Source organism: Paraglaciecola sp., from assembly GCF_039943935.1.
Taxonomy (GTDB): domain Bacteria; phylum Pseudomonadota; class Gammaproteobacteria; order Enterobacterales; family Alteromonadaceae; genus Paraglaciecola.
Genome location: NZ_JBDUZQ010000021.1, coordinates 1 through 17,342, shown reverse-complemented (window position 1 = coordinate 17,342; position 17,342 = coordinate 1). Strand labels below are relative to the sequence as shown.

The window sequence follows — 17,342 nt, the reverse complement described above, 5'->3', positions numbered from 1 at the left end:
ACGCTAGATAAGTTTGCAATGAGTTTATCATGATACCCACTACAAAAAGGAGAAAAACATACAGTTTCCCTCAAGGTTTATAGGTTTCAAACAATCATGAAATAGGGCCTTCTCCAAATCTTAATCGCTTTAATCTCAAGCGCTTATGTGACAAAGGGGGCTGAAATTTTATATTATTTAGTCAGCGGCAAGTAGTGCTTTAGGCATAGATGCTAATAAAGAACTTCAACAGCGCCTCTCTATTTTTTAAGTAATCAAAAACTGAAATCAATTAGAAGAATGACTAAATGAAAAACGTTGTTTTGCCCAATTTCTAGAATGAGGGTGTTTGTTATAGACAAATCACATATCGATTTAGCCGGAAAATTATTGTAGTCGGGTGTAATACATAATTTGAAAGTACGGCTAGTGAAGTTATAGCTATACAGTCAAGGGTAAAGCATTACTTAAGGTGTTTAAACGCCACCTAACGATAGCAACCTAATGTTAGCGGGAGAGCTGGTCTTAACCAGAGGTATAGAGATTATTAGAATCCTCACAAGAAAAAATACTATTTAAAACCTGAATATATTCTGAAAGTAGAGCCATTAGAAAACGAGTGTATGGGCAACGATTCTCTTTAGCAGAATAAGAGAATATAAAAATATGCCAATGTAGTTGAAAGTTATAAGGGTGATTGCCTGTCTTCGTTTCGTACAAGTAGTTCAAATAAACATCAAAACACATAGTCCTACATCTTAATGACAGGCTAGAAGGGTAAAAAGTGGAACGACATAATGTAATAGTATTAACAGGCGTAGTGGGTTTAATGGCTGCCATATTAGTAGGTGCGGGAGAATTTTTACTGCATTTTGACCCTCTTGCTAGATATTCTGAAACACATTATGACTTCATGTTAGCGACGTCTGACGCTCAACAGACCATTGGGCATTTCTTAGGGGTCCTTGGTGCTCCTCTTTACGTGGTGGGATGTTGGCATATTTATCTTATGCTTAAACCCGCAAACGCAACGTTGGCTTTTATTGGGTTCTTACTTGCTGCATATGGATTTATGATAGGAGCCGACTGGATAAGTTCACGGTCAAGTATTGGTGCTTTAGTTCATGCTAAAGAGCAAGGTTTAGACGTAGAGCATTTAATTAAACTCTATCAGCTTCGTTATGAAAACTTATTAACTGTTACGCGAATTACCACTCTTGCCATATCTATCATATTTGCTTATTTGGCCTTTACTGGCAGGTCAAATTATCAAAAGTGGCAAGCCTTATTTAGCCCTATTGTTTTGCTACTTTTATCTTTTATCGTTTACCTAGTTGCTCCTTCAATTGGAAAATACTTAATGCCAATCGCACTGAATGTTGGGTTTGGTTTATTTTTTATCATGTCGTTAATTCAAACAAAAAAACAAACTGCGCTTAGATAGCGCTAGAGGAATGTATGAAAAAGTTATTACTAGCGCCCGTCGTTTTGGTCGCAATTATATTAATTGTGGTTACAACACGATTCACCTTAGACAAAAATAACCCTTATGAAATTTCTACGGAAGGTGTATTGATACCAGAGTTTGATTCATACTTTTTAGATTTTGACCAAAAGCTAAAAGATAGTGAATCGCTGCCTTTTACCGCCAGTGCAATTATAGATATCGACAATGATGGTAAAGAAGAGTTGTTTATTGGTGGTGGCCCTAATCAAAAAGATATTGTGTTTGGCTTTAAGCAAGAAAAATTACAACCATTAGGCTTGGAAATCATCAGTAAACCAGACTTAAAAGATGCCACGTTCGCAGCAACGGTACTAGACGTAGACGGCAACGGCTTTTCTGATTTAATTGTTACTCGTACTACAGGTATTTGGTTATATTTAAATGAATCTGGCCAATTTAAAGCTCAAAAACTTGATCTTCCTCTTCCAAGTGACACCACTCCTTTATCTGTCGCTGTCGCTGATATCAATAGGGATGGCTATTTTGATATGTATGTATCTGGGTATATCAAAAAAGAGCTAGTTGAAGGGCAGAATATATTTAACAAACAGGGCTACGGCGGTGACAGCGTGATGTTACTGAATAATGGTGACAATTCTTTTTCTGATATTACCGATGCTTCTGGTTTGAGATATAAGCACAATACATTTATGGGTATCTTTGTTGATATTGATAATGATGGTTTAGAAGACTTAGTTGTAGCTCATGATACTGGTCATGTCAAAACCTGGAAAAACTTGGGTAATAACAAATTTAAAGATCATGTTAACCCAAATAGTAGCGAGTACGGCTATCCTATGGGAATTGCGGTAACTGATCTTGAAGATGACGGGTTTGCAGATTTCTTTTTCTCTAATGTCGGCAGTTCTGCTCCTAGCTTCCTTGCTAAAGGTGACTTACGAGACGATCAAATATTCAATCCCAAGTGGATTATGTTCAAAAACAAAGGTGGTTTTGAATTTGATGATGTTGCTGAGCAAGCTAAAATTGCTGATTTTGAATTTTCTTGGGGAGCTATCTTTGAAGATTTCAACCTAGACGGGCTAGATGATTTAGTGGTGTCTGAAAATTATATTGGTTTCCCCCCGCATCGCATCCCTTTATTTAGACTGCCAGGGCGGTTTTTATTGCAAAAAGAAGACGGGCAGTTTGTTGATACTGGCGAGGCAAGTGGAGTGATTAATAAAGGGTATAGTATTACGCCAATCACAGCAGACTTTAACAATGATGGTTACCCTGATGTAGTACACATAAATATAGCGGGTAAATCTCAAGCTTTTATCAACAAAGGTGGCGATGCTAATTTCTTGAAAGTAAAACTTCCTGATACTGTGAAGTCTGTAGCAGCAAAAATCACTGTAAAAAGAAGCGATGGAAAAATACTGCGCCGAGATTATGTATTGGGAGAAGGTTTAAATTCTGATCAATCACATACTCAAATATTTGCTTTAGGTAGTGCAACTGCTACTGAAGTTAGTGTGCAATATATCAGCGGTGAGCAAGCAGCACAATCAGGAAGCTGGGTGAACTCAACGGTTATCTTTTAGTGCCCAATAATTTAACAACATTGCTCCACATTTCATTAGTAATGCTTATTATTTTTGGTTTGTGGGGTGGCTTAAATATATCTTTGTTAACACTTACAAAAGAAGCGCCATGCCCGAATGCATTAGGGGTACCTATTTGCTATTTAGTGAGCCTAGGTTATTTAGTGATGTTTGTTAGCGCGTTACTTTTAAAACACAAGTTTGCAAAAAAACTGTTCTATGCAGGATGGGGTAGTGTGTTTGTTATTGCATTCATTGGTGTTGTGTCTGAAATATCAATTGGTAATGTGTGCCCAATAAATAACTCGGGAATACCCCTATGTTATTTATCTTTAGTGTTCTCAGTCATAATCGTTATTTTGTATCGGCTCGTCATATCGAGGATTCAAAAACAAAAATCATTGTTTAAAATATAGCTGAAATCAAGTAGGTAACGCCATAAGACAACCGGTGTCACCTGCTTGTTTTGTTTTTAGTGGATATTTGACTGTCGTCGGTTGTGGGCTAACTGGCCGTAAGCAAAAAATACTCAAGAAAATGTAATAAAAACGCTACTTTAACTTAATTTAAGAGTGGCGATATTGGTTGTGTTTTCTAATTTAAAAACAGTTTAAACTGATTTTTTGCTGTTTTAACACCTGAAAAAATTTGCAATTACTCAATCTCACTAACCTCTTTTTTGTTAAAAACGAAAAACAAACATAATTTGAATTCGATATGAAAAATAAACTAGTAATCCTTGTTAGCATTCTACTTTTAATATCTTGTGACCAAGCGTTAGATGAAAAATATAATGCAGAAGATAGTTTTGTAAAATGGGTTAATGACAAGCAAGTGCCTATAACATCACTAGGAAACAGTACAGACAACCATGATTTAGATCTGATTTTTAAGGATATCGATAATTACAAAGTGGTCGCGCTCTCTGAAGGGTTTCATAACAGTAAAGAAATGATGCAATTACATGAGCGTATGATCAAATATCTCGTAGAGAACCACGGTTTTAATACGGTTGCCACTGAGACTGGTTTGCCAGAATCTCGACTTATCTATAATTATGTTCAAGGCAGCCCTCAGCCAGAAGGTATGTGGAAAAATGGCTTGAATAGTGTGTACAGTGAATGGAAAGAAGCTCACGACTTAATAGAATGGATGCGCAGTTATAATTTGGCTAACAATAGTGAATTAGAATATTTTGGCATCGACATTGGCGGGTTTTATGACAACTGGGAAAGACCATTAGAAAAAATCATTGCATATCTTGAGCTTGTTGACAGTGACTACAGTTCAAAAATAAGTGCTGAGCTTTCTCCACTTATCAAAGATTTAAAAAAGAACGCTAGAGTTAATTACATAAATAAATTAACCCAAACTCAACGAGATGATTTGGCACGTGTTTTAGACGAAATGGTAGCGCACTTTACAGCTCAAAAAGACAGTTTTATTGGTCTTAGTGATGCTAGGGAATATCAGTGGAATCGACAAAGCGCGGTTGCAATGCAACTAGCAGAAAACTATTACAGAAACTATATGGACCAAGTTTATTCTGACACAAGCAAGTATGTAGGGCTCAATGGCAGAGAGATAGCTATGGTAACTAATCTTAATTGGATTTTAGAACAGCGTAAGGATGCAAAAGTCATTTTGATTAACCATGTATTGCACACTCAAACTGCAACAAAGCTTCAAAATGGTTATTTGGGGCATTTTGTGCCAGCAGGTCAACTGATCAAAGAAGAGCTAAAAGACGATCTCTTTGTCATTGGTATGGCTTACGGCAAAGGAGAGTTTTGGAATAACTGGCAAAAATCAGAGAACCGCTTTGTAGATAAAATTCCAGCGAGCCGAGAGAATGAAATAGAACAAACACTTGGAAGAGTGGAGTCAGAAAATTATTATATTAATTGGGAACAGGCTCCAGAGGGCCCTGCACAGTGGTTGGATTCATCATTTTTATTACGTGAAAATGACTACTTTATAGAGTTAAAACCGAAAGAATGGAACGCTATTATTTACCTTGATAGTGTTAGCCCAGCTACACCCGCCAATTTAGCCAATTAAGTAATCACAAAATCTGATGGGCTAAAGCCCAACCTACAAAAAAGAAGACAATTGTTGGCGGGTTAAAAAATTATCAGATTTACATGGGCAGGCATAATTATTACTAAAATTATTTTGGCTCAAAAGACTAATGAAATGACGGTGTAATGATATCAAAGCCATGGATGGCATAAGCGCAGTGCACAGGTAAATCCAGTGAGTTATCTCAGTAGGCTCAACTCATATCTCAAACTAAACGCTAAAATCAAAAAAGCGAAGCCTAGGCTTCGCTTTTTATAATCAGTTTACTCGCTTAATGAGAGTGAATTACTTGCTGTGTCTCTCTTTTAACACGTCAACCACATCTGACAAGTTCAAGTCACTGGCTTGAAGCAATACAAGTAGGTGATATAGCAAATCGGCTGACTCATTTTTTAGCTCATCTAAGTCTTTTACAGTGGCGGCAAGGGCGGTTTCTACGCCTTCTTCACCTACTTTTTGTGCAATGCGTTTTATGCCTTTGCTAAACAAGTGAGCGGTATAGCTAGAGTCGGCATCGGCACCTTTACGTGACGCAATCACTTGTTCTAATTCTGCGATAAAACTGACATCGGGAGACTTGCTGTCGAACCAGCAGGTTTCTGTGCCTGTGTGGCAGGTTGGGCCTACTGGGTTAACTAAGGCAAGGATTGAGTCATAATCACAATCGCAGGTGATTTCAACTAAATTTAGACTGTTTCCAGACTCTTCACCTTTGGTCCATAGGCGCTGTTTTGAGCGACTAAAGAAGGTGACTAACCCTGTGTCTAGGGTTTTGTCTAGGGCATCTTGGTTCATAAACCCCTGCATTAATACTTTGCCGCTTATGGCATTTTGTACGATACAGGGCATAAGATTATCCATTTTATCCCATGCTAATTTTTCGACATTCTGCTTTGTAATAATCATCTTAATCTCTTATGGCGACTTGCTGTTGGCGCAAGTAGGCTTTTAATTCTGGAATGGGAATAATACCTTTGTGAAATACCGATGCGGCGAGTGCGCCATCAACATCGGCCTGCTGAAATACATCGGTGAAATGTACTTTTTCACCAGCACCACCTGAGGCAATCAAAGGTACGCTGCAATTGGCGCGAATCGTTTTCAATTGCGCTAAATCGTATCCTTTACGCACACCATCTTGGTTCATGCAGTTGAGTACAATTTCACCGGCACCACGCTGTTGTACTTCTTTAACCCAATCGGCAGTTTCCCAAGCGGTGACTTGAGTACGGCTTTCGTCACCAGTGTATTGATGCACTTGGTATTTACCGGTTGCTTCGTTGAAAAAGCTATCTATGCCTACTACTACACACTGCTGACCATAGGTGTCATGCAAGCGTGTAATAAGCTCAGGATCGGCTAGTGCAGGGGAGTTAACCGATATCTTATCTGCACCCATTTCAAGTATTTTACCTGCGTCGGCCACGGTCTTTATGCCGCCAGCCACACAAAATGGAATATCAATGACTTGCGCAATGCGCGTAACCCAGCTTTTGTCGACTACGCGTTGGTCACTTGAGGCAGTAATATCATAAAATACTAATTCATCAGCCCCTTGCTCAGCATACTGTTGTGCCAATGGCACTATGTCGCCAATAATTTCGTGATTGCGAAACTTGACTCCTTTGACTACCTTGCCGTCTTTTACATCTAAGCAAGGGATAATACGTCTAGTTAACATAACAGGCCTTATTTAACTCGGGTTAACCAATTGTGAGTGTCTGGCGCTTTACCCCATTGGATATCATTTAGCGCTTGGCGTAATTTTTGGGTGATAGGCCCATGTTCACCGCTACCTACTGTGTGCTCTTTATCATTATGAATTAAGGTGCCTACAGAGGTTAATACTGCAGCGGTGCCCGACAGTGCTGCTTCTACGCCAGGTTTTGCTGCTCGTTGTAAAAGCTCTTCAACACTTAATTGGGTCTCGGTGACTTTCATCCCAAGATCTGCGGCTAAGGTTAAAATAGAGCTACGAGTAACACCGTGTAAAAAGCTAGAATCGAGTGCTTTAGTGATGATTTCGTTGCCGTCTATTAATAAAAAGTTAGCCGCGCCAGTTTCTTGTACGTCGCCGTTAGGGCAAAACAAAATTTGGTCGGCTTGAACGTCGTTTTTAGCCGCAATAATGGGCCCTAGTGCACTGGCATAGTTACCACCGCTTTTTATCATGCCCATGTGCGGCGCGCAGCGCATGCCTGTCTCGTCAAGCAATACTCTAAGTGGCTTAGCGCCGCCGGCAAAGTAGTCACCTACAGGTGAAATAAGCACATATAGCATGGAATTAATGCTTGGGGCTGCTGCTTTACCTATGGCCGCTTCGGTACCAATATGGGTTGGGCGAATATACATTGACCCCGGAGGCTCAGGAATGTCGTTACTGTATTGGCTGACTATGTCTAGGATCATTTGCGATACTTGAGACTGGTCGATATTGGGCAAAGATAGCAAACGGCTGCTTTGATCAAAGCGATTAAGGTTTTGATCCATACGGAAAATATGCACACTGCCATCGGCATGTTTAAAGGCTTTAAGACCTTCAAAACAGGTGCTTGAGTAATGTAATACGTGAGCGCCGGGATGTAATTGAATGCTATCGGAGTCAACAATTTCAGATGTGCTCCATTGATTATTTTCAAACGTAGCCAGAGCCATTTTAGGCATAAACACTGTACCAAAAGCCGCCATGATAATTTCCTAATTCGTTATATATAAATTTGTTGTTCGCACGTTTTATTATAAAGCAATCTTGGTTTTACTCGTTAGTATTCCAACATGCTATTGCTTGTTCTACTGTAAACTTACCTTCTAATAAGGCGCGGCCTAAAATAACACCGCTTACGTTAGTGGGTTTAAGCACTGCAATGTCATCAAGCTTGCCAATACCACCAGAGGCTTGCCAACCTACCGTTGGAAACTGTGCTGTCATTTCTGTATAAAGTTGGTGATTTGAACCTTGCAAGGTGCCATCACGGCTAATATCTGTGCACAGTACATGTTTAGCACCCACTGATAAAAAGTCTTCGAGTAAAGCCTCGATAGATACCCCTGAGTTTTCTTGCCAACCATGGGTGGCGATGAACTTGTTACCAGACTCATCAATATTAATGTCTAGGGCTAATACTATGGCATCTGCGCCATATTTAGTGATCCAGCCTTTTACTAGTTCAGGCTCTTTGACTGCCAATGAGCCAATTACCACGCGCTTTACGCCTATCTCTAATAATTGTGCTACGTCTTGCTCGCTACGAATACCACCGCCTGCTTGAAACTGCATACGTCCAGTGGCAACCATTTTAGAGATTAAGTCTAATTGGCGTTTACTGGTATCTTTGGCACCTGTTAAATCAACAATATGTAACCATTTAGCGCCTTGGTCTGCGTAGCTATGTACGACATCAATAGGGTCTAATTTGTATTCTGTTTTCTGTTCGTAATCGCCTTGATATAAACGTACGACTGAACCTTCAATTAAATCTATGGCTGGGATGATCATCTTTATTTATTACCCTTTTTCATTCGCTGGTGTTTATAACTCAATGAAATTTTTCAATAGCTGCGACCCTACATCACTTGAACGCTCTGGGTGAAATTGCACACCAAAAAAGTTGTCTTTGTGAAGGGCGGCCGAGAAGTCCATGCCGTATTGGCAGCTTGCCATAGTAAAGTCTGATATACCGACTGCAAAACTATGCACAAAGTAAAAGTAACTGTTTGCATCTATGCCTTTAAATAAAGGGGCATCGGCCACAGGGGTGACGGTATTCCAACCCATGTGGGGTAAGCGTAACTCGCCTACTTGCATACGTTTTACTTGGCCAGGTATTAAACCTAGGCAGTCTGTGCTCTCGGTTAAGCTTTCTTCTGATGTTTCAACCATCAGTTGCATACCTAAACATATGCCAAGCACCGGCTGGGTTAGCTCTTGTACGCAGCTAACCAGTTGCTTTTGTTTAATGCTAGCCATAGCCGCATTGGCACTGCCTACGCCGGGCAAAAATACTTTGTCGGCAGTTTCAATGACTTGGGTGTCATCACTTACCGTAACTTGTACCCCTAAGCGTTCAACGGCGAACCTTAATGATGAAATATTGGCGCAGCCTGTGTTGACTATGACTATTTGTTGAGCAGGCACTTTTTGTATTGGCATAGTTACAATGCCCCTTTACTGCTAGGTAAGGCTTCACCTTGTTTATGAATTGCTTGGCGTAACGCACGGCCAAACACTTTAAATAAGCTTTCGACTTGATGATGCGCATTGCCTTCTGTGGTAGATAAGTGCAACGACAGCCCCATAGCTTGTGCAATTGAGTAGAAAAAGTGAGGTACCATTTCGGTTGCCATTTCGCCTACTTGGTCACGGCTAAATTCAGCTTCAAATTTTAGGTGAGGGCGGTTAGAAATATCTAAAATACATTCTGCGCGGCACTCATCCATAGGTAGGGCAAATCCAAAACGGCCAATGCCGCGCTTATCGCCTAGGGCTTTTTTCATGGCTTCACCTAGGGCTAGAGCGGTATCTTCAACACTGTGATGGTCGTCAATGTGTAAATCGCCATCAGTGGTTAGGGTTAATTCAAAACCACCGTGAGTGGCGATTTGATCTAACATGTGATCAAAAAAGCCTAGACCAGTTTCAATGGTTGATTTTGCACTTGAGTCTAAATCAACAGTGACATTAATGTTGGTTTCTGAGGTTTTACGGACCACAGTGGCCACTCGGCTTGATGCAAGTAGCTGCTTTTCTATGGCTAGCCAGTTGTTATCTTGTGGGTGATATTTAATGCCCACTATGCCCATGTTTTCTGCAAGCTGCATATCTGTATCACGGTCGCCAATCACAAATGAACGAGTAAAGTCGACTTTGCCTTGTTGCAAGTAGTCTTTTACCAACCCCAGTTTAGGTTTACGGCAGGTGCAGTTGTCTTCGTCAAAGTGAGGGCAAATGAGTATGTCGTCAAACACCACACCTTGGCTGCTAAAAAAGTCCATCATTTTATTGTGGGGTAAATCAAAGTCAGCTTGAGGAAAGCTATCTGTGCCCAGTCCGTCTTGGTTAGATACCATTACAAGGCGAAAGCCGTTTTGTTGTAATTTGAGTAGTACTGGCAAAACTTGTGGTTCGAAAACCAGTTTTTCTAAGGTATCAAGTTGTTTGTCGATAGCTGGCTCTTCAACTAAGGTGCCGTCTCGGTCGATAAAAAGAATAGGCTGTTGACTCATGCTAGTGGTTCCTGCTGTGCAAAAAATTCTGTCATTAACGAAAGAAGTTTTTCATTTTGTTGTTGATTGCCAAGGGTAATGCGTAGGCAATTCTCTAAATTAATTTGTTTGGACTGGTCGCGGATCAACACTGAGTTGGCAACCAAGTAGTCCATTAGTGCTTGTTTGAGCGGGTGACGAAACAATATAAAGTTGGCTTTGTCATCTCCCACAAGTGTTACTTCAGGAAACATTGCCAGTTGTTGTTTCAACGCTTCTTTTTGAGTGTGGAGATACGCGACCTGCTCAGCCATTAACGCTAACCCCTTTGGGCTTAAGGCTTGGGCGGCAATTTGTGTCACAGGCTCTGGCATAGGGTAGGGCGCGATAACTTTCATTATACTTTGAATAACTTCAGAATTAGCTAAGGTAAAGCCGCAGCGAATACCAGCTAAAGCAAAGGCTTTAGACAAGGTGCGAAATACTACCAAGTTTGAGTATTGGGCTAGTTCTGTGGCCCAAGTATTGGCGGCATCAAACTCAATGTAGGCTTCATCAACCACGACTAGAGCTGAATCTGCAAAGTGCTCTAGCACTTCAGTTAATTGCGCTTTGTCTACCGATGTTCCGGTTGGGTTATTAGGTGAGCAAATAAAGACTAAATTAACTTTGTCTTTAAAGCTTTTAATGGTGGCAATATCTAATGAAAAATCGTCATTGAGTATCGCTTTGTTCACGCCTACGTTGCAGGTCTCGGCACTGATGGCGTACATGCCATAGGTAGGCGGACAAATTAATATACTGTCTTTACCTGGCGTACAAAAGGTACGGATCAGTAATTCAATGCCTTCATCTGCTCCACGGGTGACTATTAGTTGATCTTCTTGAACCCCTGCATAGGCAGCGTAAGGGCCAACCACACTAGGTGGCTGACAATCTGGATAACGATTAAAGTGCGAAGAGTCAACGCTGTAGTCATTAGCAAATGGAGACTCATTAGCGTTTAGCCATATTTCGCTGTCGCTATCGCCACCCGCAAAAATGCGCCTTGCTGACTCGTAGGGCTTTAAGCCTTTGAGGTTTTCGCATACTAATTTATCGACTAACTCACTCATTCTTGAATCTCACTATTTAACCTAAGTGCGACAGCTTGCCTGTGGGCATCTAAGCCTTCAGCATCGGCCAAGTCCATTATGGCATTGCCAATATTTTGAAGGCCTTGGTGGCTAAGCTCTTGCACTGTAAATCTGCGCATAAAATCTGCTAGGCCTAAGCTAGAGTAATTGCGAGCATAGCCATAAGTCGGCAATACGTGATTGGTGCCACTGGCGTAATCACCAGCTGACTCTGGCGACCATTTACCCACAAATATAGAGCCTGCATTCGTCAATTTGCCTAAGCTGTCTCGGGCATTGTCGATTTGTACAATTAAATGCTCCGGGGCGTAGCGGTTACTCACTTCAAAGGCTTCGTCTAAGCTTTCAGTTAAAATATAACGGCTGTGCTGTACTGCTTTTTCAGCAATGTCTTTACGGCTCAGCGTAGCAAGCTGCTCTGTCACTTGCTGTTTTACGGCTTTTATTAAGGTCTCGCTATCAGATACTAATACCGCTTGTGAGTCAGCGCCGTGCTCAGCTTGAGAGAGTAAATCTGCCGCAACAAAAACAGGGCTGGCGTTTTTATCTGCAATCACTAGCACTTCAGAAGGGCCTGCGGGCATATCTATAGCTGGCCCAGCTGGAATACGGCTCACTTGTTGTTTGGCTTCGGTGACAAAGCTGTTACCAGGGCCAAAAATTTTATCAACTTTAGCAATTGACTCTGTACCTAATGCTAAGGCCGCAATCGCTTGTGCTCCGCCTACTAGGTAGATTTCGTCTATGCCACAAAGACTGGCTGCGTAACGAATTTCTACCGCGATTTCACCGTCTTTATTGGGAGGTGTACATAAGACTTTGCGTGGGCAGCCAGCAACTTGCGCAGTGGCTCCGAGCATTAATACCGTTGATGGTAAAGGTGCCGTGCCACCAGGAATATATAAACCAACAGATGCCAATGGAGCGTGTTTAAGTTCGCAAATCACACCAGGAGTGGTTTCTACTTCAATATCTTCTGGGTACTGGGCGGCATGAAAAGTATGAATATTGGCATAGGCTTGATCAATGGCCCATTTTACTTCTGGCTTTAACGCGCTGGCAAAGGTGTCTTGCTCGTTTTGGGCAAAACGTAAGGTTTCTAGTGTTGTGCCATCAAAACGTGCAGTTAATTCTTTTAACGCATGATCACCTCTGTCTGCCACCTGCTGAATAATATCGGCAACCGTGTCGCTTAATGCGCGGTTGTCAGATAGTGCCGGTCGGCTAAGTAATTTAGCTTGTTGCTCAGAATGTAAATTGGCCCATATTTCCATGATTAATACTCGCTTAGTATCTTAAGACATCATTTTTTCGATTGGCATAACAAGGATAGAACTGCATCCAAGTGCTTTTAGTTTTTCCATGGTTTCCCAGAATAGGGTTTCAGGGCTTACTACGTGAATAGCCACCGCATCATCGTTACCCGCTAGTGGTAAAACCGTAGGGGTTTCTGAGCCTGGTAATAAACTTTTTACTTGCTCTAAGTACGCTTTAGGTGCGTGAAGCATGATGTATTTACTTTCTTTTGCTTGGGTTACACCGTCCATACGGGGTAGCATTTTATTAATTAGCGCTTGTTTTTCTTCAGACAGCTTGCCAGCACGTTGAATGAATACCGCTTTTGATACGAATATTTCATCTGCTTCTTGTAAGCCGTTGGCTTCTAAGGTCGCGCCAGTAGACACCAAGTCACAAATTGCATCGGCAACACCTGCGCGAGGCGCGACTTCAACCGAACCTGTTAGCATCACTGTGCTGGCGTTAATGTTTTTCGCTTTGAAAAAACGCTCTAATAAATAAGGGTAAGTTGTGGCTACTTTTTTACCTTCTAGTGACTCAATGCCTTGGTAATCCATTTCATTAGGAACCGCAATAGATAAACGACAACCACCGTAATCTAGGCGTCTAAGTTCAATATACTCTGCTTGTTTACCTGAAGCTTGGCGCTCTAGCATTTTTTCTTCTAATTCGTTTTGACCGATGAAACCTAAGTCAACCACACCATCCATCACTAACCCTGGGATATCGTCATCTCGCACCAGTAGTAGGTCGATAGGTTGATTAGTAGAATGAGCTATTAATAAACGGTCGCGAATTTGTAATTTAATGCCAATGGCTTTTAACAGCGAAATACTGTCGTCACTTAAGCGGCCTTTCTTTTGTATTGCAATACGAAGTCTGTTGTTATCACTCATCTTTTATTCCGATTTAATATCAATAGTTAATTGTTAGTTTGATGTGGCTCAACGTTGGCTATTGTGTACCTAGTGTCGGTACAAAAACCTTTAAAAATGAAAAACCCCCGAAAGTTGCCTTCCGGGGGTTTAGAAAAATTCTGCGCCGCTAGAAGGATTCAATACACCTTCCAGCCCGAACCTGAAAGGTTAAGCTTTATGATGGTGATGAATAGCTTGCAGTACGTTTTTCAAAATTTTGTCTTACCCTATCGTGGTTAGTGCGTAAATATTTATGACGCGCTAAATTATGGCGCATACATTATGCAATCGGCCTAGGTAATGCAAGGGCATTTACAGGGAAAGTGGCTGCTTTCTTACAATTAAATCGACTATGATAGGTTTGATTGAATGATATGCTTATTTTGTTGTCCAATTATTGAGCGTTTGTACATAACGGCTTAAAGGAGAGAGACAGATGGTTAATGATTTATTGTTTTCTGTGTTACCTCGAGAAGGCAAAGAGCCTATTGCCCATGACACTCAGAAAATTGAAAAAATAGATAAGTTAGCAAAGGCGCGAGCATTAAAAGAAGAAGATGAAAAACTAAAAGGTCAGCAACAAGACGCCAAAGAAAAAAAGCAAAATCAGACAAAACAAGCGTCTGATGAACAAACCGCAAAAGAGCATGACGCTGAACAAAGTGCCGAAACCGCCCCTAAAAAGCCAAAGGGCCCCAAGAATTTAGATGTTTATGTTTAGTCTTATTTGCACCGTTTTATTATCACAGTGGAAATTTTGATAGATACGTCATGACCTAGTCTAATGAGCCGCCTTGAGCGAAGAGCGGACGATTACCAAAATAGCTGTAATGAATGATGATTATGAGGAAGCAGACATTCAGCTGTTTATTAAATAATTTTACCATCGATGTATTTTAGCTAATTGAAGGTCTGTCAATACATACAGGTATAATGGAAATGGTAAAATATCGTCCTTATTGCTTCCTATTATGTAAATTTTCTAAGTCTCACTTTGCTTTTCATAAAATCTCTAAGTTATTAATTTAACTATGGATAATATTATTCACATGGTTTTTAATAGGAAGCAGAAAAGTCGCGTTAAAGTCAGGTCTCCTTTTGCTTTTGCAATTCTTTGTGATTTCGATAGCATGAAGGTTAAAAATATTTAATAAAATCAAAAGGTAAGAGTTGGAAATGACGGGAATTAAAATCAAATCGAGAAGTTACATATACGACATGCTCGATAATAAGCGTTATACGCCATGAAGACTGAAACCAAGCTTTTATTACAATACTTATTTTTGTACCCGTTTTGTTATGTGGTCGCGATGCTTGGTGCCTCGATTATCCTGTATTTTTTAATGTCATGGTCTTATGTTTTCACAGTTAAGTTTTTTCTAATAATGGCGTTTATTATGGGTGGTAGTTCTTATTTCATTCATTGGCGTATCGGCTTTTATGCCCTCACTGAATTTAAGAGATCTTAAACTGAAACCTATGTACCAAAAGGCATATAACAAACGCATCAAACCTGACTCCGCTAGCAGGCCGGTTTTTTGCAAAATACACGGCGCAAAAAAGCGTCCAACTTGCCCCGCTGTTTATGCGAAGCGTTATGTTGCAAAAGGAGTTTTGAGTAAATGGCTGCGTTCGCGTTTCTATATCTAACCTTAATCATTTACTCTATTGTTCTCAGGTTAAGTGTGCGATCTCAAATTAGAGAAAATGGAAGTGTAGGTTTACTATATAAAATTCAAAGTGCTACTGTAATCGTAATCTCATTAGCCTCTGGTACGGCTCTTGCTGGTTCCTCGCTAATTTTAGCCAGCTATTTTATTGCCGCTTAGCAAAGCGTTATGTCAATGTCAAATGACGAAGCAACTGGCGGCATGTGCCCAGCATTTTAAAGAGGATATTTATGTTATGCACGAGCAATGACTATTGGAAAAAACAAATTAGTGAGGCAATCTATCCGATAGCAGAGCGAAATAACCAAAGAATTAAATCCCTCACTCAATTAAACATTGATTCGCACACTGTCTTTAGGCGAGCGGTTGAAAGCAATTTGAAATGCAGCCAACTTGATTTTATTGAGCTTGATAAGCTAGATGTCGAAGCATGTAAGAGATTACTTAGTAAAGGCGGCTATCGTTCTGAGTGGCTTGACGAATTGAGTAAATCCAAAAATGAAAAATACGCTCAATCTAAAGATATTCTTGACTTATCAAAAACAGAGTTACATAGACGCTTAAAAAGCTGGGATATGCAATCGACACCGGCTTTTTTATCTTGGATTGATATTGTGCAAAGTAGATATCAATTAAAATTCAAGGAGCGCGCTTCAGAATTTAATAAACAACATTCAATATCTGACAACAAGAAATATATTAGAGACTGGATTAAATTCCATGTGTTTCCTGATTGTGAATTTGCTTTTTGTAGAAAGCGAAGCTCTGGAAAAAGACTAGTTTTTTCGAAAGAATTAAACCATGAATTGGATATTCTTTTTGCTTTTTTTGATGATACTGGACTTGGATATACTGGACATGGAGTAGAGTCTTATCTAGTGATAATTAAAAAAAATTGCAAAAAATTCAGAATTGATCTCCCTAGTCCTGATTTTGTAGAGTACCCACTATACTTATTTTTTGGGGAGCTTCCCCCTCCATTTGGCAGGCCTTATAGCTACTACGTAGAAAAAAATGATTTAAATTATTTGTTTTTCATTCATGCAACAATGTTTAAATTAATGTTAGATGATCTACAATTTAATTTGAGTAATTTATAGGACATACTGCTAAAAGGACATATATGGACGCTCCCTTGCAAATAACCGAGACACCCATTTTTAAAGTTTGCTAAATCACAGCTTTGTTCTAAGCTTTAGGTTATTCAAACAACCAAGGATGGTGTGTTATGCCTCAGTCCCGTAAAAGCCAAATTAGTCTTGTCGATACCCCTTATTATCATTGTGTTTCTCGCTGTGTTCGTCGCTCTTTTTTGTGCGGTGAAGACAAGGTTACAGGCCAAAACTATGAACATAGACGTGGCTGGGTTGAAGATAGACTTTTATTCTTAGCCTCTGTGTTTTCTATAGACATAGCAGCTTATGCGGTGATGAGTAACCACACTCATGTGGTTTTGTATGTGGATAAATCCCAAGCCGAAGGTTGGACGCAAGAAGAAGTCTTAAGCCGGTGGTGTAAGCTGCATAAAGGCACGTTAATTACACAAAAACATATGAGAGGTGAGGACTTAACGAACAGTGAGCGTATCGTCTTTGATGAAACGATTCATGTATACCGCCAGCGTTTATATGACATAAGTTGGCTGATGCGAAACCTGAATGAATATATAGCCCGTGAGGCAAACAAGGAAGACGGTTGCACGGGTAGGTTCTGGGAAGGACGATTTAAATCACAGGCTCTATTAGATGAAAGTGCCGTGTTAGCCTGCATGGCCTATGTTGATTTAAACCCTATTCGCGCCAAAATGGAAACCACACCCGAAACGTCAAATCACACCAGTATCCAATATCGCATTCAGTCCTTAATCAAAGGTGAGCAACCTAAAAAGCTCATGCCGTTTGTGGGTAATCACAGGCAAGATATGCCCAAAGGCATTGCGTATAACGTAATAGATTATTGTGAATTAGTAGAGTGCACAGGTAGATGTATTCGCGAAGACAAAG

General features: G+C 40.4%; 16 protein-coding genes and 1 other annotated feature. Of the genes, 7 read left to right on the top strand and 9 right to left on the bottom strand.

Translation table 11 applies throughout. The features are described 5' to 3' along the window. Positions 1–763: 763 nt before the first annotated feature. The 3 genes from ABJD71_RS12085 to ABJD71_RS12075 all read left to right on the top strand — a co-directional run bounded on the left by ABJD71_RS12085 (position 764) and on the right by ABJD71_RS12075 (position 5,094). Positions 764–1,423 carry a DUF6796 family protein gene (locus ABJD71_RS12085; protein WP_348169448.1) on the top strand — a complete coding sequence of 220 codons (660 nt, stop codon included), beginning with the start codon at positions 764–766 and terminating at the stop codon, positions 1,421–1,423. A gap of 14 nt (positions 1,424–1,437) precedes the next feature. Continuing rightward, positions 1,438–3,033, top strand: coding sequence for a VCBS repeat-containing protein (locus tag ABJD71_RS12080; RefSeq protein WP_348169445.1), 1,596 nt, complete (start codon positions 1,438–1,440; stop codon positions 3,031–3,033). A gap of 717 nt (positions 3,034–3,750) precedes the next feature. Then, positions 3,751–5,094, top strand: a complete 1,344-nt coding sequence (locus ABJD71_RS12075; RefSeq protein ID WP_348169442.1) for an erythromycin esterase family protein — start codon at positions 3,751–3,753, stop codon at positions 5,092–5,094. A gap of 306 nt (positions 5,095–5,400) precedes the next feature. Here ABJD71_RS12075 and hisIE read toward each other — a convergent pair whose 3' ends face one another. The 9 genes from hisIE to hisG form a co-directional block, all read right to left on the bottom strand. Continuing rightward, entirely contained in the window at positions 5,401–6,021 is a 621-nt protein-coding gene (gene hisIE / locus ABJD71_RS12070; RefSeq protein ID WP_348169439.1) for a bifunctional phosphoribosyl-AMP cyclohydrolase/phosphoribosyl-ATP diphosphatase HisIE, read from the bottom strand. Position 6,022: 1 nt separating this feature from the next. Continuing rightward, complete coding sequence (hisF, locus tag ABJD71_RS12065) at positions 6,023–6,796, bottom strand: imidazole glycerol phosphate synthase subunit HisF (protein WP_348111705.1); 774 nt, start codon at positions 6,794–6,796, stop codon at positions 6,023–6,025. A gap of 8 nt (positions 6,797–6,804) precedes the next feature. Beyond that, positions 6,805–7,803 carry a branched-chain amino acid aminotransferase gene (locus ABJD71_RS12060; RefSeq protein ID WP_348169436.1) on the bottom strand — a complete coding sequence of 333 codons (999 nt, stop codon included), beginning with the start codon at positions 7,801–7,803 and terminating at the stop codon, positions 6,805–6,807. A 67-nt stretch (positions 7,804–7,870) separates the two neighbouring features. Next, entirely contained in the window at positions 7,871–8,611 is a 741-nt protein-coding gene (gene hisA, locus ABJD71_RS12055; protein WP_348169433.1) for a 1-(5-phosphoribosyl)-5-[(5-phosphoribosylamino)methylideneamino]imidazole-4-carboxamide isomerase, read from the bottom strand. Positions 8,612–8,644: 33 nt separating this feature from the next. Next, entirely contained in the window at positions 8,645–9,265 is a 621-nt protein-coding gene (gene hisH / locus ABJD71_RS12050; protein WP_348169430.1) for an imidazole glycerol phosphate synthase subunit HisH, read from the bottom strand. Between the two features lie 2 nt (positions 9,266–9,267). Continuing rightward, positions 9,268–10,338, bottom strand: a complete 1,071-nt coding sequence (gene hisB / locus ABJD71_RS12045) for a bifunctional histidinol-phosphatase/imidazoleglycerol-phosphate dehydratase HisB (RefSeq protein ID WP_348169427.1) — start codon at positions 10,336–10,338, stop codon at positions 9,268–9,270. Continuing rightward, the gene (gene hisC / locus ABJD71_RS12040; protein ID WP_348169424.1) at positions 10,335–11,432 is read right to left on the bottom strand and encodes a histidinol-phosphate transaminase; all 1,098 of its coding nucleotides are present in this window, start codon (positions 11,430–11,432) and stop codon (positions 10,335–10,337) included. The genes hisB and hisC overlap by 4 nt, the downstream gene beginning before the upstream one ends. Then, complete coding sequence (gene hisD, locus ABJD71_RS12035; RefSeq protein WP_348169421.1) at positions 11,429–12,727, bottom strand: histidinol dehydrogenase; 1,299 nt, start codon at positions 12,725–12,727, stop codon at positions 11,429–11,431. The genes hisC and hisD overlap by 4 nt, the downstream gene beginning before the upstream one ends. 21 nt (positions 12,728–12,748) lie before the next feature. Further along, positions 12,749–13,648, bottom strand: a complete 900-nt coding sequence (hisG, locus tag ABJD71_RS12030; protein WP_348169418.1) for an ATP phosphoribosyltransferase — start codon at positions 13,646–13,648, stop codon at positions 12,749–12,751. A gap of 98 nt (positions 13,649–13,746) precedes the next feature. Then, positions 13,747–13,862, bottom strand: a sequence feature (His leader region). Positions 13,863–14,105: 243 nt separating this feature from the next. On the opposite strand from hisG, the gene ABJD71_RS12025 reads away from it, so the two are divergent. The 4 genes from ABJD71_RS12025 to ABJD71_RS12010 all read left to right on the top strand — a co-directional run. Next, positions 14,106–14,390 (top strand): hypothetical protein, encoded by a 285-nt coding sequence (locus tag ABJD71_RS12025; protein ID WP_348169415.1) that lies wholly within the window; start codon positions 14,106–14,108, stop codon positions 14,388–14,390. 901 nt (positions 14,391–15,291) lie between these two features. Then, a complete protein-coding gene (locus tag ABJD71_RS12020) occupies positions 15,292–15,498 on the top strand; it encodes a hypothetical protein (protein ID WP_348169412.1) in 207 nt (68 codons plus the stop codon). A gap of 44 nt (positions 15,499–15,542) precedes the next feature. Further along, positions 15,543–16,439, top strand: coding sequence for a hypothetical protein (locus ABJD71_RS12015; RefSeq protein ID WP_348169408.1), 897 nt, complete (start codon positions 15,543–15,545; stop codon positions 16,437–16,439). A 128-nt stretch (positions 16,440–16,567) separates the two neighbouring features. Next, positions 16,568–17,342: transposase (locus tag ABJD71_RS12010; protein WP_348169405.1), on the top strand; the 775-nt coding region annotated here is incomplete at its 3' end.